This is a genomic window from Bradyrhizobium murdochi (assembly GCF_000472965.1).
Taxonomy (GTDB): domain Bacteria; phylum Pseudomonadota; class Alphaproteobacteria; order Rhizobiales; family Xanthobacteraceae; genus Bradyrhizobium; species Bradyrhizobium murdochi.
Genome location: NZ_AXAU01000001.1, coordinates 1,365,660 through 1,384,813 on the forward strand (window position 1 = coordinate 1,365,660; position 19,154 = coordinate 1,384,813).

The following is a 19,154-nucleotide window of genomic DNA, read 5'->3' on the forward strand; positions in this document are numbered from 1 at the left end:
TCAGGACCTCACACTCTATCGTCGTCATTCCGGGGCGCATCGAAGATGCGAACTCTGGTGCGCAATTGCGCACCTGAGAATCTCGAGATTCCGGGTCTGGTCCTTCGGACCATCCCGGAATGACGAACGGAAATTCTCAATCCCGTTACTACGGCGACCGCTAATACGACTTCGGCAGCCCCAGCACCTTCTCGGCAATAAAACTGAGAATGAGCTGCGGGCTGATTGGGGCGATGCGCGGGATCAGGGATTCCCGCAGATAGCGCTCGACGTGATATTCCTTGGCGTAGCCGAAACCGCCGTGCGTCATCACCGCCTGCTCGCAGGCGTGGAAGCCGGCTTCGGCGGCGAGATATTTCGCGGCGTTGGCGGCTGGTCCGCACTGCATGCCCTGGTCGTACTGCCAGCCGGCCGAGAGCACCATCAGCCACGCGGCCTCCAGTTCCATCCAGTTCTTCGCTAAGGGATGCTGGATGCCCTGGTTCATGCCGATCGGACGATTGAACACGATGCGGTTCTTCGCATAGGCCGCGGCCCGCGACAGCGCGACCTGGCCGAGGCCCACCGCTTCCGCTGCGATCAGGATGCGCTCGGGGTTCATGCCGTGCAGGATATATTCGAAGCCGCGGCCCTCTTCGCCCAGACGATCCTCGACCGGGATTTCAAAATTCTCGAAGAACAGTTCGTTGGAATCGACAGGCTTGCGGCCCATCTTTTCGATCTCGTGCACGGTGACGCGCTGCTTGTCGAAGTCCGTATAGAACAGGCTCAAACCGTGGGTTGGGTTCTTCACCTCTTCCAGCGGCGTGGTGCGCGCCAGCAGCAGTATCTTGTTGGCAACCTGCGCGGTGGAAATCCAGACCTTCTGGCCGTTGACGACATATTTGTCGCCCTTGCGCACCGCGCGGGTTTTCAACTGCGTGGTGTTGAGCCCGGTGTTGGGCTCGGTCACCGCGAAGCAGGATTTGTCGCGGCCGTCGATGATCGGCGGCAGCATGCGTGTGCATTGCTCCTTGGTGCCGAACACGACGACGGGATTGAGCCCGAACACGTTCATGTGCACGGCGGACGCACCCGACATGCCGGCCCCTGATTCCGCAATCGTCCGCATCATGATTGCAGCGTCAGTGATGCCTAACCCCGACCCGCCATATTCCTCAGGGATACAGATGCCGAGCCAGCCGGCATCCGCCAGCGCGCGGTGGAAGTCGGCGGGGTAGCCGCCTTCCTTGTCCTTCTTCAGCCAATAGGCATCGTCGAAGCGGGAACAGATTTTGCCGACCGCATCACGGATCGATTCCTGGTTGGCGGATAGCGCGAAATCCATGTGTCCGTCCTATGTGTTTGGCACGGCCTTGGTGACACCCTCGCGCACCAAAGCGGCAATTTCGTCCGCCGAGAAACCCGCTTCGCTGAGGATTTCAGCGCTGTGCTCGCTGAGGCGCGGCGCCAGCCGCTTGGTTTCAACCGGCGTTTCGGAAAATCGCGCCGATGGCTTCATGTTGCGAATGCGGCCCTCGGTCGGATGATCGACGACCGGGAAGAAATCGGTCGCAACGATATGGGGATCGCCGAGCAGGCTCTCGAGATCATGCATCGGCATGACCGGCACGTCGGCCTTCTCCAGGATCGCCGACCATTCGGCGGTGGTTTTGGTCTCGAGGATGCGCGCCAGCTCGGCATAGACAGCGTCGATATTGGCGGCGCGGCCGGCGAAGGTCGCAAATTTCGGGTGGACGCGAAGATCGTCGCGCCCGGTGGCATCAAAGAAGTTCTGCCACTGCTTGTCGTTATAGACGATGACGCAGATATAGCCGTCGGAGGTCTTGTAAGGCCTGCGGTCCGGCGACAGGTGCCGAGCATAGCCGCCCTTGTCGAGCGGCGGCTCATAGGTGAGCCCGCCCATGTGGTCGCCCATCACGAAACCGGCCATGGTTTCGAACATCGGAATATCGACGCGCTGGCCGCGCCCGGTCCGGTTGCGATCGACGAGACTGGCGCAAATCGCGCCCACCGCGGTGAGCCCGACGATACGGTCGACCAGCGCATTGGGCACATAGCGCGGCACGCCGTCGGCGGTTTGCGCCATCAGCGCCGGCAGTGCGGTCGCGCCCTGGATCAGGTCGTCATAGGCGGGTTTTGCTGCATAGGGCCCATCCTGGCCGAAGCCGAATACGCCGGCGTAGATCAGGCGCGGATTGATTTTCGCGACCACGTCGTAGCCGAGGTTCAGCCGCGCCATCGCCTGCGGGCGCACATTGTAAACCAGCACGTCGGCGGATTTGATCAGGCGCAGCACGGCGTCACGCCCGGCGGGCTTCTTCAAATCGAGGCAGATCGAGCGCTTGCTGCGGTTGGTGTTGAGGAACACCGGCCCCATGCCGGGATGACGGGTCGGCCCGATCTGCCGCGTCACGTCGCCGTCGAGCGATTCAACCTTGATGACATCGGCGCCGTAATCGCCGAGCATCTGGGTGGCATAGGGCCCCATTAGCACGGTCGTCATGTCGATGACCTTGATGCCCGCCAATGGTCCCATGGATCAGCCTGCTCCCGAGGGCCATCTACGGCCCGCATTATTGTCTGGGAACCAAGTAACGGCAGGCGCTTACGAAGATCAAGGCGCGCTCAGCGTATGGGCGTATGCGCGATAGCGGCTATTTCTTAGATGGCGATTTCTTCGATCGTTATTTCTTGGCCCTGGCGTCGCGTTCCCGGGTCAGCCGTTCCAGCTCTTCATTCTGCTGACTGAGCCGGTCGGCGATGCGCGCTTCGTTCCGTTCGCCGGAGGCCGCGGCAGCCTGTTCGATCAACTGGCGGATGTTGTCTTCCAGAATCCTGATGCGGTTGTTCAGTTCTGACTCTGACATCGAACTTTCGTTGCTCATAATGCACGCTCCGGAAAACTGTAGGGTGGGCAAAGCGAAGCGTACCCACCAGTCTCACCTCTCGGCACTCATGGTGGGCACGGCGCAGGTGCGCCTTTGCCCACCCTACGGATCGGATGCCTCCCTTTCGCGCGGCATGATGCAACGCTACTTCGCGGGCTCCAGCACGGAGACGTAATTCGCCACCGCTGCGCCGCCCATGTTGAAGATGCCGGCAAGTTTTGGGTTGTTGAGCTGCATGCCCTCGGGCGCCTGGCCGACGAGCTGCATCGCGCTCATCACGTGCATGGAAACACCTGTGGCGCCGATCGGGTGGCCCTTGGCTTTCAGGCCGCCGGACGGATTGACCGGCAGCTTGCCGTCCTTCTGGGTCCAGCCCTCTTTGATGGCGCGGGCGCCCTGCCCGCGCGGCGTCAGGCCCATCGCTTCATATTCGATCAGTTCGGCCACGGTGAAGCAGTCGTGGGTTTCGACAAAAGAGAGATCCGAGAGTTGAACGCCGGCCTGCGCCAGCGCGCGCTGCCAAGCCACCGTGCAGCCTTCGAACTGCAGGATGTCGCGTTTGGACATCGGCAGGAAATCCTGCGCGTGCGCGGTGGCGCGGAAATTCACCGCCTTGCCCATCGTCTTGGCGGTTTCGGAATCCGTCAGCACCAGCGCTGCCGCGCCGTCCGACACCAGCGAGCAGTCGGTGCGCTTCAGCGGGCCGGCGACATAGGGATTCTTCTCGCTCTCAGCGCGGCAGAACTCGAAGCCAAAATCCTTGCGCATCTGCGCAAATGGGTTGGCGACGCCGTTCTTGTGGTTCTTGGCCGCGATCATCGCCAGTGCGTCTGACTGGTCGCCGTATTTCTGGAAATAGCTTTGCGCGATTTTGCCGAACACGCCGGCAAAGCCGCCAACGGTATCGCCATCCTCGGGCAGATAGGACGCCTTCAAGAGGTAGCGCCCGATATCAGCCGACGGCGTCCGCGTCATTTGCTCGACGCCGACCACCAGCACGATCCTGGCGGCGCCCGAGGCGATCGCCCGGATACCCTGGTGCACCGCCGCCGAGCCGGTGGCACAGGCATTTTCGACCCGCGTAGCCGGCTTGAAGCGCAGTTTCGGGTCGGCTTGCAGCACCAGCGAGGCGGTAAAATCCTGCGGTGAGAAGCCCGCGTTGAAATGCCCGAGCACGATCTCGTCGACGTCTTCGGCCGCTATGCCGGCGTCGGCAAGCGCATCGGTCGCAACCTTGACCACGAGGCTCTCGACGGTTTCCGCGTCGAACTTGCCGAATGGCGTGTGCGCCCATCCGACGATGCTGGCTGTCATGGTCGTTCTCCCTATTTCGGTTCTGAAGGCTTATGTAGCCTATCGGGGAACAGACTTCACGCCGGTTTCAGCGATTTCATGGTCCGCGCGCACATGGCGGTTATGCCGGCCCAGTTCCCGGACCGGATCTCCGCCGCCGGACAAAGCCAGGAACCGCCCACCGCCACCACATTCGGCTCGGCCAGCCAAGTTGCGGCATTGGCCTCTCCGATGCCGCCGGTCGGGCAGACCCTGATATTCGGAAACGGCCCGGCGAGCGCCCGAAGTGCCTTGATACCGCCGGACTGTTCCGCTGGGAAGAATTTAACGATGTCGAAGCCGGCCGCCAGCGCCTGCATCAGCTCGGACGCGGTCGCAATCCCCGGGGCAAATGGCAGGTCGCTCGCGGCGGCGGCCTTCAACAGCTCCGGCGTCGCGCCCGGGCTGATACCGAATTTGGCCCCGAGCGCGCGCGCCCGCGCCAAGTCGTCGGCGTTCAGGATCGTGCCGATGCCGACGATGGCTTCCGGCACGTCTGCGATCATGGCCTTGGCGGCGTCCGCGGCGACCGGCGTCCGCAAGGTGACTTCCAGCACGCGCACCCCACCTGCAACCAGCGCGCGCGCCAGCGGCACCGCGTCCTCCAGCCGCTCGATGGTGAGCACCGGGATCACTGTCGCGGACTTGAAGATCGTGGCGAGCTGTTCCTGCCTTGTGGCTGCGGTCATGGAGATGCCTTGCGAGAGGTAGCGGAAATGAGATCGGGCGGCATCGCTGCACGCGGGATAATCGCCCCGGGATGGCATACCACGACGCCGGCTAGGCGGTGTCCCGCGCGGGCGGCTTCAATCGGGTCCGCGCCGGCAAGGCGCGCGGCAACATAGGCGGCGGCAAAACTGTCGCCGGCCGCCGTGGTATCGACCACGGGCGCTTTCAAGGGCTCGGCCTGGACCGGGTGAAGCGCATCCTGGAGACGTAGAATGCTCGCCGGTTCCGAAAGCTTCAATACCACCTCCGCGCCCGGAATCCGCGCCAGCAAGGCTTCATTGCTTTCGCCGGGGTAGAGCGGCAGCAGGTCCTCCGTGGACGCCAGCACGATGTCGGCTGCAGCAAGGGCCTCCTGGAAGACGGCGCGCGCAACGTCGAGATCGGGCCAGCCGCGGGCGCGGAAATTGGTATCGAACGCGAAACGCGCGCCGGCTTCGCGCGCACGCTTGAGCGCTGCGAACAGCCGCGCCCGCCCCTCTCCGCCGTAAAGCGAGAGCGTGATCGCGGAGAGATAGATGACGTCATAGCCGGCCAGCGAACTCAGGATCTCCGGCGTTTGCGGCAAATCCATCAGGCTGCGGGCGGCGGCGCTGTCGCGCCAATGAAAGAACCGGCGTTCGCCTTTGTCGTCGGTCTCGATCATGTAGAGACCCGGCAGTTTGCCCGGCAGCCGAACCACGCGCGCCGTCCCGACTCCCTCCGCGGCCCAGCCTGCTATCATCTCATCGCTAAGGCTATCGTCGCCGAGCGCGGTGATGTAGTCGGCGCTGGCGCCGAGGCGGGCGAGATAGACGGCGGTATTGAGCGTATCGCCGCCGTAGCCGCGCGAATACAGGCCAGCCTCAGTCCCTTGCTGAGTCCCTTGGGCCTGCTTCAGTTCGATCATGCATTCGCCGATGCAGGCTACCTTGCTCATGACCGCATCCGCATGAACGGGTGAGAAATCAACTCAGGCCGCGAACTTGCCGCCGAGTTCATCCTCGATATGGATCCGGATGATGTCGTCGAACGTCTTTTCCGCGGTGGTGAAGCCGAGCTTCAGCGCGCGGTCGGTGGAAAAGTCCCGCGGCCAGCCAGAGACGATACTGATGATGGTCGGATCAGGCACGCGCTTGATGCGCGCGGTGACGTTCTTGCCGGCGACCCGATCGAGCGCCGCGATTTGTTCGCCGACGGTCACCGACATGCCGGGCATGCTGAGGTTACGCCGCGGCCCCATTGCATCGAGATCCATGGTGCCGGCGTGGACCAGAAAGCCCACCGCCGATTTCGGCGAGGCGTGCCAGTGCCGCACGTCTTCGGAGACCGGCAACACGGCCTCCTCGCCGGCGAGCGGCTCGCGAATGATGTTGGAGAAGAAGCCGGAGGCCGCCTTGTTCGGCTTGCCCGGCCGCACGCAGATCGTCGGCAGGCGGATCGAGATGCCGTCGAGCAGGCCCTTGCGGGTGTAATCGTTGATCAGGAGTTCGCAGATCGACTTCTGAGTGCCATAGCTCGTCAGCGGGGTATGGAAGAATTCGTCGCCGATCTTTTCCGGGAAAGGCGCGCCGAACACTGCGATCGAGGACGTGAACACCAGCCGCGGCTTGTAGCCGCCGCCGGCGTGGCGGATGGCATCGATCAGGTATCGCGTGCCGTCGAGATTGATCCGGTAGCCCTTGTCGAATTCGGCCTCGGCCTCGCCGGAAACGATCGCGGCGAGGTGAAAGATCACGTCCGGTCGATGCGCGATCAGCGGCTCCGCCGCGCCGGGATCGGCAAAATCGGAAGCTACGACTTGAATCGGGATCGACGCATTGGGCTTGGTGGGCGCCACCACGTCCTGCAGCGTCATTTGGGTAATGTCGTGCTTGCCGAGGCGGCCGTCGCGCAGCAGCCGTTCGGTCAGCTTGCAGCCCACCATGCCGGCGGCGCCGAGAATCAGAATGTGCAAGACCCCTACTCCCTCTTCATACTTGGTCGTCCCGGCCTTGAGCCGGGACCCATACGCCGCGGCCGATGCAATCAAGATGGGATGGTTGACGGCTTCGTCTCAACAATTGCCGCCGGTGGTTATGGGTCCCTGCTTTCGCAGGGACGACAGCGATAGTTTTGCTATTTCTTGATGCGGACCTTACGCGCTCACTCTTTCACGGCTCCCGTCATGGCCGACACATAGTGCTCGACGAAGAAGGCGTAAAGGATGACGAGCGGCAGCGAGCCCGCCAGCGCGCCCGCCATCAGCGAACCCCAGCGATAGACGTCACCATCGACGAACTCGTTGACGATTGCGACCGGCACCGTCTTGTTCGCGGTCGATTGCAGGAAGGTGAGCGCGTAGATGAACTCGTTCCAGCACAGCGTGAAGCAGAAGATGAAAGCAGAGATCAGGCCGGGGACGGCCAGCGGCAGCACGATCTTGATCAGGATCTGCCAGCGGCTGGCACCGTCGATCAGCGCGCACTCTTCCAGCTCGAACGGGATGGTCTTGAAGTAACCCATCAAAAGCCAGGTCGAGAACGGAATCAGGATCGTCGGATAGGTCAGGATCAGCGCCAGCGGCGAGTCGAACAGGCCGTACTGGAACACGACGGTGGCGAGCGGAATGAACAGGATCGACGGCGGCACTAGGTAGGCAAGAAAGATCAGGCCGCCGACGAGGTTAGCGCCCTTGTAGCGCAGCCGCACGATCGCATAGGCGGCAAGCACGGATGCTACGATCGACAGGAAGGTAGCACAGACCGCCACATACATCGTGTTCCAGAGCCACATCGGATAGTGGCTTTCGAACAGCAGCTTGTAGAAGTGCTTGAAGGTCGGATTCCAGGTCCAGAACGGGCTGTAGGTCTCCATATCCAGGAGCTGCGCATCCGGCTTCACGGCGGTGAGCGCCATCCAGTAGAATGGGAACAGCAGCACGAATACGATGATCGACAGCGGCAGATAGAGCGTCACCAGCCGGCGCGGTACCGACTGCAGATAGCTCATGCCCTCGGAATGGTCCGCGGTCGGCGTGGATGACGTCAGCACACCCTTGAGATTAACGTGTGTGGTCGGGAGATCAGTCATTGTTTTCTCCCTGCTGCCACTTGCGGCGCTGCAGACCGAACCAAGAGACCATGATGGCCGCGAGCAGGAATGGGATCATGGCGCTGGCGATGGCGGCGCCCTCGCCCAATTGCCCGGCGATGATCGCACGCTGGTAGGACAAGGTTGCCATCAGGTGCGTGGCGTTCACCGGGCCGCCGCGGGTCATCGCCCAGATCAGCTGGAAGTCGGTGAAGGTGAACAGCACCGAGAACGTCATCACGACCGCGATGATCGGCGTGAGCAAGGGATAGGTGATGTGGCGGAACATCTGCCAGCGCGATGCGCCGTCGAGCGTCGCCGCCTCGTAAAGCGACGGTGACACCGTCTGCAGGCCCGCGAGCAGCGTGATCGCAACGAACGGCACGCCGCGCCAGATATTGGCAAAGATCACGCAGATCCGCGCCCATGTCGTATCACCGAGGAAATTGATGTTCTGGTTGATGATGCCGAGATGCTTCAGCGACCAGGAGATGATCGAGAACTGGGAATCGAAGATCCACCAGAACGCCAGCGCCGACAGCACGGTCGGCACGATGAAGGGAATCAGCACCGCGGCGCGCAGCATCGCCTTGAACGGCATATTCTCGTTGAGCAGCAGCGCCAGGTATAGGCCGATGCCGAATTTGATGGCGCTGGCGACAAACGTGTAGAGTAGCGTGTTGAACACCGAGAGCCAGAAGATGGCATCGTCCCACAGCCATTCGTAGTTCTCGTAGCCGATGAATTGCCCGACGCGGCCGATCTTGGTGTCGGTGAAGGACAGCCAGATGCCGAGCCCCAGCGGATAGGCCAGGAACAGGATCAGGAACCCCATAGCCGGCACCATGAACCAGAAGCCGAGCCAGTTCCTGTTGTGCTTGAGCTGGTCCCATGACGTCGCCTCGCGGATCTCCGTCTTGGCGCGTCTTGGTGCTATTGCAACGTCAGCCATGGGCGATGTCCCGTTTACGCCTTTGCCTTGAGCACGATCGCACCGGAAAATCCCCTACCCGCTTTTCCGGTGCTGCTCCAAATATTGATGGAGCGGACGGCGGTCGCCCGCCGTTCGCTTCCCACCTTATCAGCGATAGATACGCTTCAGCTGCCGCTCGGCTTCCGCCATGGCGCTCTTGGCATCCTTGGCGCCGGTGCAGAAGTTGGCGAACATGTCGACCACGATGAAGTCGGCGATCGCGGTCGCGGCCTTCTCGCCGACCTTGCCGATGCCGGAAGCCGGCAGCGCGCGCTTGGAGGCTTCGCGGAACACGGCGTTCTTGGGATCGGCGGTCCATACCGGCGAGTTGTCGTAGGCATTCAGCGTGTGGGTCAGATAGCCCCGCGCTCCGGTCAGCCACTTGTCGAAATTCTCCTTCTCCAGCATGAACGCGGAGAAGGCCTTGGCGGCGTTCGGATACTTGGTGAAGTTGAACGTCAGGATCGGAACCGTGAGCTGGAGCTCGGTCGGCTTGCCGATCGGGCCGACCGGCCACAGGGCGTGGTAGGTATCCTCGGTCAGCTCCTTCTTGGTCGGATCGTCCTTCGCCGCCACGTAGATCGAGATACCGTTGGAGGTGCAGTACAACTCGCCGGCGAGGAACGCCTTGTTGTTGGAGGAATCGTTCCACGATGCCGTGCCGGGGATGAAGGTCTCCGAGAGCGCCTTGGTATATTCCAGCGCCTTCGCCGTTTCCGGCGAGTTGATGATGACCTTGTCGTCCTTGTCGACGGTCCACGCGTTGTGGCCCCAGAGGATCCAGTGCAGCCAGGCATTGGCGTCGCCCGAGGCGTGACCCAGCGCAAAGCCGGCCGGCGTGTTGTTCGCCTTCAGCGCCTTGCACATTTCGAGGAAGGACGGGAAATGCTTCGGGAATTCCTTGAAGCCCGCCTTGTCGACGGCCGACTTGCGGTAGGTCATGTAGCCGCCAACGGTGGCGACGGGAATGCCGAGCCAGTCGTTGCCCTGCTTGCAGGTCAAGGCCGCTGCATCGGTCCATCCGCCGTACTTCTTGCCGAGATAATCGGCAACGTCGTTCATCTTCAGGACCTTGGTCGGGAACAGCTGCGGCAGCGTGTGCAGGCCCCAGGCCATGTCGAGGCCCGAGCCGGTGTTGGCGGCAACGGACGCCTTCGGCTGCACGTCCTCGAACGACTCCGAGAACACGTTCATTTCGGTGCCGGTCGCGGCCTTGAACGCGGCGACCATCGCGTTGAACGCCTCGTCTTCCGCCGGCACGAAGCGCTTCCAGCGCATCACGGTGAGCTTGGCGCCCTGTTCCGCCTTCCACGGCGAAGCTTGCGCCCAAGCCTTGGCGAAATCGAGCAGTGCGGGTCCGGTCAGCGCGCCGGCGGCCGCCAGCGCGGTGCCACCCTGCAGCAGAGAGCGGCGGGTAAAGTCTTGCATAGTCCATCCTCCCTTTGAGTATTTTTTGGTTATTGCTCAGCCACTTTTAGTTATCGCTCAGCCATTCAGTCGCTTGCCCGTCGTCTCGTCGAACAGATGTACGAGCGACGGATCCGGCTTGAGCCGGACCTTGTCGCCCGGACTGAATTGATGCCGCTCGCGGAACACGGCGACCACCTGCTCTCCGCCGAGCTTGGCGAAGACCTGGGTTTCCGAACCGGTCGGCTCGACCACGACGATCTCGGCCTCGGCGCCGTCATCGGCGATGGTGAAATGCTCGGGCCGCACGCCGTAAACCGCCGGCTGACCTTCCGAATTGGCGGGCGCCGTCTTCAGCGGCAGCTTGACGCCGTTCGGGCCTTCGAAGCCGGCGACGCCGTTCGACTTCACCTTGCCTTTAAGGAAATTCATCGCCGGCGAGCCGATGAAGCCGGCAACGAACTGGTTGGCCGGGGTGTCGTAGAGTTCGAGCGGGGTGCCCATCTGCTCGACGATGCCGTCATGCATCACCACGATCTTGTCGGCCATCGTCATGGCCTCGATCTGGTCGTGGGTAACGTAGACCGTCGTGGTCTTGAGCCGCTGGTGCAGTTCCTTGATCTCGGTGCGCATCGCAACGCGCAGCTTGGCGTCGAGGTTGGACAAGGGCTCATCGAACAGGAACACTTGCGGGTCGCGCACGATGGCGCGGCCCATGGCGACGCGCTGGCGCTGGCCGCCCGACAATTGCCGGGGATAGCGATCGAGCAGCGGGGTCAGCGCCAGGATTTCGGCTGCGCGCTTGACACCAGTCGAGATCTCCTCGGGCTTGGCACCGCGCAGCTTGAGCGAAAAGCCCATATTGTCGGCGACCGTCATGTGCGGATAGAGCGCGTAGTTCTGGAACACCATGGCAATGTCGCGCTCTTTGGGCTGGACATTGTTGACCACGCGATCGCCGATCGAGATCGTGCCGGAGGTGATGTTTTCGAGGCCTGCGAGCATCCGCAGCAAGGTCGACTTGCCACAGCCGGAGGGGCCGACGAGCACGACGAACTCGCCATCCTCGATCGGAATCGACACGCCGTGCAAAACTTCAAAGTTTCCGAACGACTTGCGCACGTCGCGAATCTGTACCGACGACATCGAACTCTCTCCCCTCAATTTCTGCTTTGTGGCGCCACAGACGGGCGACGACGCCATGCTGTCTTTTCGACTCTAATGCCGGAAGTCGAATTCAACGGTCATTATCATCCGCAGTTTGGCGGCTTTTAGCAATCCGATGGTAGCGCTGTCAATAATTGTTCAAACGTCTAATTTGTTGTGATATGAGCGCAAGATGGGACGAAAACAGACAAAGTCTGGCAAAATCCGCCTCACCGAGGTCGCCAAGCTTGCTGGCGTCAGCCCAATCACGGCATCACGTTTTTTCAGGAACCCCGAAGCGCTGTCGCTTAGCAAGCGGGAACGCGTCGACAGCGCCGTGAAGGAACTGGGTTACGTACCCAATCTCGCTGCGCGGGCTCTGGCCTCGCACCGCACCGAAGTCATCGGCGTGGTCATTCCTTCTCTCACCAACAACGTGTTCGCCGACGTGTTGCGCGGCATTTACGATTCCTCCGAAGGTAGCCGCTATACGATTCAGCTTGCCAATACGCGCTACAGCATCCTGCAGGAGGAAAAGCTGCTGCGCCTGTTTCGGGCGCAGAAGCCTGCGGGACTGATCGTCACCGGCATCAACCAAACCGCGGAATCGCGCGCGATCCTGGAGTCAATGAATTGTCCGGTCACGCAGATCATGGAGATCGGCGACAGTCCTGTCGACATGATGGTCGGCTTTTCGCACTACGACGCGGCTTCTGCGGCGATTTCGCACATCCTCGAGCAGGGACGCCGCCGCATCGGATTTCTCGGTGCGCGAATGGACCCCCGCGTGCAGCGGCGGTTCGAAGGGTATCGTGATGCCATGAAGGCGGCCTCGCTATTCGACCCGAACCTCATCGTCACCACTTCCGTACCCACGACCGTCACGCTTGGCGGAACGCTGTTCGCCGACCTCCTTGCCCAGACGCCCGATATCGACGCGGTCTTCTGCGTCAATGACGACCTCGCACTCGGCGTGCTCTTCGAATGCCAGCGTCGGCAGATATCGATTCCCCGTGACCTGGCCATTGTCGGCTTCAACGACCTGGAATTCACCGCCGCCGCGGTCCCCTCGATCACGAGCGTGCGAACCAATCGATATGAAATGGGCCGGCACGCCGTCACCATGGTAATCGACGCGATCGAGGGCCGCCGCCCCCAGACGCCGGTGCTCGACCTCGGCTTTCAGTTGGTAGTCCGTGAAAGCTCAACGCGACAAAGCACCGTGATGGCCGGGTCTGTGGGCATAGATTGAGCGCGGATAGAAAATGGTAGCGCTATCTTTTGGCCCGAACTAAGATCGATTGCTCAATAGGACACGGGCGAAGCGCGTTGCAGCGGATGAAATTTTCAGCATGGTGCAATCGCCGCCGTGATTTTAGCCGCCCACGAGCTTGCAGTGCGGGAGGAACCAATGAAAAAGAACGACAACAAGACTGCCACCAATGGCAAGGGCCGAAGACTACGTTCCCTCGAGTGGTTCGATAATCCGCATAATCCGGGAATGACCGCGCTCTATCTCGAGCGCTACCTCAATTACGGCCTGACCCGCGAGGAATTGCAATCAGGCAAGCCTATCATCGGCATCGCCCAGACCGGCAACGACCTCTCCCCGTGCAACCGCCACCATCTCGAACTGGCGCATCGCGTGCGCGAGGGCATTCGGGCCGCCGGCGGCATCGCGATGGAATTCCCAACGCATCCGATCCAGGAGACCGGCAAGCGACCGACGGCAGCGCTTGACCGCAACCTCGCCTATCTCGGCCTGGTTGAAGTCCTGTTCGGCTATCCGCTCGATGGCGTGGTGCTCACCACCGGCTGCGACAAGACCACGCCGGCCTGCCTGATGGCGGCGGCGACCGTCAATCTGCCCGCGATCGTGCTCTCGGGCGGACCGATGCTGAACGGCTGGCACAACGGCCAGCGCACCGGCTCCGGCACCATCGTCTGGAAAGCCCGCGAGATGCTGGCCGCCGGCGAGATCGACTACAACGGGTTCATCGAGCTCGTGGCGTCCTCGACCCCGTCGGTCGGCCATTGCAACACCATGGGCACCGCTTCGACCATGAACTCGCTGGCGGAAGCACTCGGCATGTCGCTGCCCGGCTGCGCGGCGATCCCGGCGCCGCACCGCGAGCGCGGCCAGATCGCCTATGAGACGGGCAAACGGATCGTCGAAATGGTCTGGGAAGATCTCAAGCCCTCCGACATCCTGACGCGGAAGGCGTTCGAGAACTGCATCGTGGTGAATTCGGCGATCGGCGGCTCGACCAACGCACCGATTCACATCAACGCACTGGCGCGGCATATCGGCGTCGAGCTCTCGATCGACGACTGGCAGAAACATGGCCACGACATCCCGCTCTTGGTGAACATGCAGCCGGCCGGCTTCTATCTCGGCGAGGAATATCATCGCGCCGGCGGCGTGCCGGCGGTAGTGCGCGAATTGATGGCGCACAAGCGCATCCACGAAGACGCCGTCACGGCCAACGGCCGCACCATCGGCGAGAACTGCCGCGAGGCGCCAAAGCCCGATGGCGACGTGATCTGGAGCTACGACAAGCCGCTGGTGAAAGATGCAGGCTTCCTGGTGCTGCGCGGCAACCTGTTCGATTCCGCAATCATGAAGACCAGCGTGATTTCGAAGGAATTCCGCGACCGCTATTTGATCAATCCGAAAGACCCGAATGCGTTCGAGGGGCGCGCCATCGTGTTCGAGGGACCGGAGGACTATCACGACCGGATCGACGATCCCTCGCTCAATATCGACGAGCACTGCGTGCTGTTCATCCGCGGCGCCGGGCCGATCGGCTATCCCGGCGGCGCCGAGGTCGTCAACATGCAGCCGCCGGCGGCGCTGATCAAACGCGGTATCCTCTCGCTGCCCTGCATCGGCGACGGAAGGCAGTCCGGCACCTCGGGTTCGCCCTCGATCCTCAACGCCTCGCCCGAGGCCGCCGCCGACGGCGGCCTAGCGATCTTGCGGACCGGCGACAAGGTTCGCATCGACCTCAACACGGGCGATGCCAACATCCTGATCTCGAGCGATGAATTGAAGAAGCGCCGCGCCGAGTTGAAGGACAAGGGCGGCTTCCCCTACCCGGCCCACCAGACGCCGTGGCAGGAGCTCTACCGCTCGACCGTCGGACAGCAGGCCACCGGCGCCTGCATGGAGCTCGCCACGCGCTATCAGAATATCGCCGGCTCGGTCGGCGTGGCGCGGGACAATCATTAGGCCATCGCTCATCAGGCAACCACCGTCATTGCGAGCGTAGCGAAGCAATCCAGAAATCCCTCTGCGGAAGCGGTCTGGATTGCTTCGTCGCTTTGCTCCTCGCAATGACGTACGAGGAAACAAGGAGAAAAAGACCATGTCAGACCGCCTGAAGGGAAAGCGCGCATTCGTCACCGCGGCGGCCGTTGGAATCGGCCGCGCCTGCGCCGTGGCTTTTGCGCGTGAAGGGGCGACGGTGTTCGCCACCGATATCGACGAGGCCAAACTCGCCGCGCTGAAGAGCGAAGGCATCGCCGAAGTGGCAAGGCTCGACGTGCGCGACAGCGCGGCAGTCGCCGCCATGGCCAAGCGCGCCGGCACGACCGACATCCTGCTCAACGCCGCAGGCTTCGTGCACCACGGCACCGTGCTGGATTGCTCCGATGAAGACTTCGATTTTTCGTTCGACCTCAACGTCAAGTCGATGCACCGCACCATCCGCGCATTCCTGCCGGGCATGCTGGAAAATGGCCGCGGCGCGATCGTGAACATCTCTTCCGCCGCCGGCGTGTTCAAGGCTGCGCCGAACCGCTACGTCTATGGTGCGACCAAGGCAGCGGTCGCGGCGCTGACGCGCTCGGTCGCCACCGACTTCATCGCCAAAGGTATCAGGTGCAACTGCATCTGCCCCGGCACGATCGAAACGCCCTCGATGCTGGAGCGTGCGGCGGCAGCAGGCCCCAACGGGCGCGAGATGTTCATCGCGCGGCAGCCGATGGGACGGCTCGGCACCGCCGAGGAGATCGCGTCTCTTGCTGTTTATCTCGCCAGCGACGAAAGCGCGTTCACCACGGGCGTCGCCCACGTCATCGACGGTGGCTGGACGTTGTAAACGCAATCCTCATCCTGAGAAGCCGCGAAGCGGCGTCTCGAAGGATGGGCCACGGGCCTCATGGTTCGAGACGCGCAATAGCGCTCGTCACCATGAGGAACATCGAGCGGAAGGGACCATCTTCATGAACAAGATCGATCTGAACGGCCGTTGCGCCGTCGTCACCGGCGGGGCGCAGGGTTTTGGTCGCGCGATCACCGAACGCTTCGTCGCATCGGGTGCGAGGGTCGCGATCTGGGATTTTGACCTGCCGCTCGCGGAAAAGACCGCCAAGGAAATCGGCCCGGCGGTGTCCGCCTTTAAGGTCGATGTCTCCGACCTCGCCGCGGTCGAGAAGACCCGCGACGAAACGCTGAAGGCGCTCGGCAGGATCGACATCCTCGTCAACAATGCCGGCATCGCCGGCGTCAACAAGACGGTCTGGGAGACCGACCTTGAGGAATGGCGCAAGGTGCTGCGCATCAATCTCGACGGCCCCTTCATCTGCTGCAAGGCGGTGGTGCCTGCGATGCTGCAGCAAAAATACGGCCGCATCGTCAACATCGCTTCGATCGCCGGCAAGGAAGGCAATCCCAACGCGGCGCATTATTCGGCCTCGAAGGCCGGCCTGATCGCGCTGACCAAGTCGCTCGGCAAGGAACTCGCGCAGCACGACATCCTCGTCAACGCGGTGACGCCGGCGGCGGCGAAAACCGCGATCTTCGATCAGCTCACTCAGCAGCACATCGATTTCATGCTGTCGAAGATTCCGAAGGGGCGCTTTGTGCTGGTGGAAGAACTCGCGGCGATGGTGGCGTGGCTGTCGTCGGAGGATTGCGCGTTCTCGACGGGCGCCGTGTTCGATATCTCGGGCGGCCGCGCGACGTACTAGGAGCGGCCATGACCAGAGAAGGCGGATGCCTCTGCGGCGCAGTCCGGTTCAAGACCGAGGGCGAGCCGCTCAACGTCCGCATCTGCCATTGCCGAAACTGCCAGAAGGCGATGGGCTCGCCGTTCTTTGCCCGTGCGCTGTTCGACCAGCGGGCACTCTCGGTCGAGGGCGAAACGGCGCGTTATCCGTCGTCCGAGGCGCTCGACCGGGTGTTCTGCAAGGTTTGCGGTACCAGGCTGTTTTCCAGGCGCACCAACGGCACCGTGGTCGGCGTGGCGCTGGCGGCGTTTGACGACCGCAACGCCTTTGCACCAACCGAGCACATCTGGGTCTCGGAAAAGATGGCCTGGGTTTGCCTCGACGACGGCCTGCCGCAATATCAAGAAGCGGTTCCACAGTGACGCGGGCGTGCTAGGTTAGCGGCCTCGAAGCGCAAAGCGAGGCAGATCGATTGAACATCTCACTGTACGGCATTTCGGTCTGGATTCTCCCGCTCCTGATCGCGATCACCTTCCACGAGGCCGCCCACGCATTTGTGGCGTATCGGCTCGGGGACAAGACCGCCTGGGAGCTTGGCCGGGTCAGCTTCAACCCTTTCAAGCATATCGATCCCTTCGGGACAGTCATTCTCCCCGGCATTCTGCTGCTATCGCATTCGCCGTTCCTGTTTGGCTATGCCAAACCGGTGCCGGTGAATTTCCGGAACCTTAACCATCCCCGGCTCGACATGGTCTGGGTGGCGCTGGCCGGCCCAGCCACCAACATCGCCTTGGCGCTTGTCATGGCTTTGGCCTTCCACGCCCTGCCTTTGGTGCCGGCGGAAGCCGCCAAATGGACGGCGGACAACCTCAAAAACGCCTTCCTGATCAATATCGTGCTGGCGATTTTCAACATGATGCCGATCCCGCCGCTGGATGGCGGCCGGGTCGCCGTCGGGCTGCTGCCGCGGGTGCTGGCTTACCCACTGTCGCGGCTGGAACCGTATGGGATGCTGATTTTGATCGGCGTTCTGATCCTGCTCCCTATCATCGGCGCGCAGGTCGGCCTAAATCTTGATGTTATTTCGGCGATACTACGGACACTGACCGGTTATGTGATCAGCGCGCTTCTCTTCATCACCGGCAACGCTTAAGCTTCAAACAGAAACGAACCCACAAGGGAAGAACCGACCCGGGCCATGGCGACAAAAGCTGCCGATATGTTGATCGCACGACGCGCTGATACCCGCGCGAGGGCAGATTTCGCAACCTGGAAAATGCTAGCCAAGCTCAACGGATTTTCCGCCCTGCCCGCCGAGGCGCAAAGCTTTCTTGAAGGCTACCAGCAGTTGCTCCTTGCGAGGATGACCGAGGCGGACGCTTCCGAGGCCACCATCCAGCTCATGTACAAGAGCTACTATTCGGAGATGGGCGGCTCCGGAACGCCACCCGAGATTCCTTCGCGCACGAGCGAGCCGGCCACTGACAGCGGCAACGTCACCGCTTTCCGCCGCCCGCCCGCCCGGCCAAAACAACAGGCCGCATCCGGCCAAGCGGCAAAACCGCGGCTACCGGTCGCCCTGATTTTCATCTGCCTCGCCATCGTCTACGTCAGCATCCGCTACTTCTGGCGCTGAGATTCGAGCGAAGTGATTGCATCGGTCCAAACGGATTGGGGTGGTGACGATGGTGCCGAATCCACCCCTCTACGGTTCAGAAAGATGTTGCGGCTTTCACGGCCACGCCGCGTAGGACGGACCGCTGCGTGCGTGCTCCAGTCGTATCTGCCGGCGATAGCTGCCCGGTGATGCGCCGCAATACTTGCGGAAGAAGCGATTGAAATAAGCGGGATCACGGAAACCCAGGCCATATCCGATCTGCTCGACCGGAAGATCGAGTTGCTGCAGACGCGTGCAGGCCTCGCGCACCAGGCGCTCGTGGATGATCGCGCGCGGGCCGCAGTTTTTCTCTCGCTGGCAATGGGCGTGCAGCTTGTCGGACGTGACGCCGAGCGCGTCCGCATAGCGCGCCACCGGCCAGCCGTCGCGGTAATGCAGTTCGACCATTTGCAGGAAATTGCCGACCAGCGCCGGACCACCGCCACGCGCTGCAACCTCGTGACGCTCATCATGCGAGGCGCTGAGCCGGCAGAGTTGCAGACACAGTAACAGCAGATGTGAGGCGATCAGCGTCGCGCCGCCAAAGCCTGGCGCGCGCAACTCCGCCACGATCGCGCGGCAGGATTCGGCGATGGTATCGAGCTTTGGAGGAAGCGTCTCGCCGGCAACCAGTGCCACGCGCTCAGTGGTTCTGCGCAGATGCAGCGCCTCGGCACTGCCCGCGATAATCTTGATCAGGAAGGCATCGTCGACCGACAACAGGAAGCCACGCGCGCCGGGACCAACGTGCAGCGCTGCATCGGTGCTGCCGGGCAACCAGAGCAGCGCCGGCGCTTCGAGCGCGACACCGGTGCCGTGCCATGAAGCCCGGCCGCGGTCCGATTGGAGCAACAAGAGATGCGCCCGGCGCTCCGCCTTCTGGCGGATAACCCACGATCGAGCCGCCAGGGCAGCCGAAAAAGCCTCCGCGCGTACCGCCAGCGCGACGCCGACCGACAGTCCATTCAGCCCTGGTGATGCCGACATGCCCCCATCTCCTGAGCAATCCGCCGCCAGT

General features: G+C 62.5%; 19 protein-coding genes. 7 read left to right on the forward strand and 12 right to left on the reverse strand.

Going from position 1 to position 19,154, the window contains the following annotated elements; genetic code table 11:
- Positions 1-160 precede the first annotated feature (160 nt).
- The 11 genes from YUO_RS0107095 to YUO_RS0107145 form a co-directional block, all read right to left on the reverse strand.
- Positions 161-1,327 carry an acyl-CoA dehydrogenase family protein gene (locus tag YUO_RS0107095; RefSeq protein ID WP_028346638.1) on the reverse strand — a complete coding sequence of 389 codons (1,167 nt, stop codon included), beginning with the start codon at positions 1,325-1,327 and terminating at the stop codon, positions 161-163.
- A gap of 9 nt (positions 1,328-1,336) precedes the next feature.
- Entirely contained in the window at positions 1,337-2,539 is a 1,203-nt protein-coding gene (locus YUO_RS0107100) for a CaiB/BaiF CoA transferase family protein (protein WP_028346639.1), read from the reverse strand.
- Positions 2,540-2,687: 148 nt separating this feature from the next.
- A complete protein-coding gene (locus tag YUO_RS0107105) occupies positions 2,688-2,888 on the reverse strand; it encodes a hypothetical protein (RefSeq protein WP_028346640.1) in 201 nt (66 codons plus the stop codon).
- 147 nt (positions 2,889-3,035) lie between these two features.
- The gene (locus YUO_RS0107110; protein ID WP_028346641.1) at positions 3,036-4,205 is read right to left on the reverse strand and encodes an acetyl-CoA acetyltransferase; all 1,170 of its coding nucleotides are present in this window, start codon (positions 4,203-4,205) and stop codon (positions 3,036-3,038) included.
- A 56-nt stretch (positions 4,206-4,261) separates the two neighbouring features.
- Positions 4,262-4,912: a bifunctional 4-hydroxy-2-oxoglutarate aldolase/2-dehydro-3-deoxy-phosphogluconate aldolase gene (eda, locus tag YUO_RS0107115; protein WP_028346642.1), complete on the reverse strand. Its 651-nt coding sequence runs from the start codon at positions 4,910-4,912 to the stop codon at positions 4,262-4,264.
- Positions 4,909-5,868: a sugar kinase gene (locus tag YUO_RS0107120; RefSeq protein ID WP_028346643.1), complete on the reverse strand. Its 960-nt coding sequence runs from the start codon at positions 5,866-5,868 to the stop codon at positions 4,909-4,911. Before YUO_RS0107120 ends, eda begins: the two co-directional genes overlap by 4 nt.
- Positions 5,869-5,901: 33 nt before the next feature.
- Positions 5,902-6,885, reverse strand: a complete 984-nt coding sequence (gene denD, locus YUO_RS0107125; protein ID WP_028346644.1) for a D-erythronate dehydrogenase — start codon at positions 6,883-6,885, stop codon at positions 5,902-5,904.
- Between the two features lie 188 nt (positions 6,886-7,073).
- Positions 7,074-7,919, reverse strand: coding sequence for a carbohydrate ABC transporter permease (locus YUO_RS0107130; protein ID WP_235782650.1), 846 nt, complete (start codon positions 7,917-7,919; stop codon positions 7,074-7,076).
- A gap of 73 nt (positions 7,920-7,992) precedes the next feature.
- Positions 7,993-8,952, reverse strand: a complete 960-nt coding sequence (locus YUO_RS0107135; protein ID WP_028346646.1) for a carbohydrate ABC transporter permease — start codon at positions 8,950-8,952, stop codon at positions 7,993-7,995.
- Between the two features lie 129 nt (positions 8,953-9,081).
- Positions 9,082-10,401, reverse strand: a complete 1,320-nt coding sequence (locus tag YUO_RS0107140; protein WP_028346647.1) for an ABC transporter substrate-binding protein — start codon at positions 10,399-10,401, stop codon at positions 9,082-9,084.
- A 57-nt stretch (positions 10,402-10,458) separates the two neighbouring features.
- Positions 10,459-11,526: an ABC transporter ATP-binding protein gene (locus YUO_RS0107145; RefSeq protein WP_028346648.1), complete on the reverse strand. Its 1,068-nt coding sequence runs from the start codon at positions 11,524-11,526 to the stop codon at positions 10,459-10,461.
- 193 nt (positions 11,527-11,719) lie between these two features.
- Between YUO_RS0107145 and gntR the strand changes: the two genes are divergently transcribed.
- The 7 genes from gntR (at position 11,720) to YUO_RS0107180 (ending at position 18,115) form a co-directional block, all read left to right on the forward strand.
- A complete protein-coding gene (gene gntR, locus YUO_RS0107150) occupies positions 11,720-12,778 on the forward strand; it encodes an HTH-type transcriptional regulator GntR (protein WP_028346649.1) in 1,059 nt (352 codons plus the stop codon).
- Positions 12,779-12,937: 159 nt separating this feature from the next.
- Positions 12,938-14,758: an IlvD/Edd family dehydratase gene (locus YUO_RS0107155; protein ID WP_028346650.1), complete on the forward strand. Its 1,821-nt coding sequence runs from the start codon at positions 12,938-12,940 to the stop codon at positions 14,756-14,758.
- A 136-nt stretch (positions 14,759-14,894) separates the two neighbouring features.
- Positions 14,895-15,629, forward strand: a complete 735-nt coding sequence (locus YUO_RS0107160) for an SDR family oxidoreductase (protein WP_028346651.1) — start codon at positions 14,895-14,897, stop codon at positions 15,627-15,629.
- Positions 15,630-15,753: 124 nt separating this feature from the next.
- On the forward strand, positions 15,754-16,500 hold the full coding sequence (locus YUO_RS0107165; RefSeq protein WP_028346652.1) for an SDR family NAD(P)-dependent oxidoreductase: 747 nt from the start codon (positions 15,754-15,756) through the stop codon (positions 16,498-16,500).
- Between the two features lie 8 nt (positions 16,501-16,508).
- Entirely contained in the window at positions 16,509-16,901 is a 393-nt protein-coding gene (locus YUO_RS0107170) for a GFA family protein (protein ID WP_028346653.1), read from the forward strand.
- Positions 16,902-16,951: 50 nt separating this feature from the next.
- Positions 16,952-17,632 carry a site-2 protease family protein gene (locus tag YUO_RS0107175; RefSeq protein WP_028346654.1) on the forward strand — a complete coding sequence of 227 codons (681 nt, stop codon included), beginning with the start codon at positions 16,952-16,954 and terminating at the stop codon, positions 17,630-17,632.
- Between the two features lie 45 nt (positions 17,633-17,677).
- A complete protein-coding gene (locus tag YUO_RS0107180) occupies positions 17,678-18,115 on the forward strand; it encodes a hypothetical protein (protein WP_235782633.1) in 438 nt (145 codons plus the stop codon).
- Between the two features lie 96 nt (positions 18,116-18,211).
- On the opposite strand, the gene YUO_RS0107185 is transcribed toward YUO_RS0107180, so the two are convergent.
- Positions 18,212-19,123: a helix-turn-helix domain-containing protein gene (locus tag YUO_RS0107185; RefSeq protein ID WP_028346656.1), complete on the reverse strand. Its 912-nt coding sequence runs from the start codon at positions 19,121-19,123 to the stop codon at positions 18,212-18,214.
- Positions 19,124-19,154: the final 31 nt, after the last annotated feature.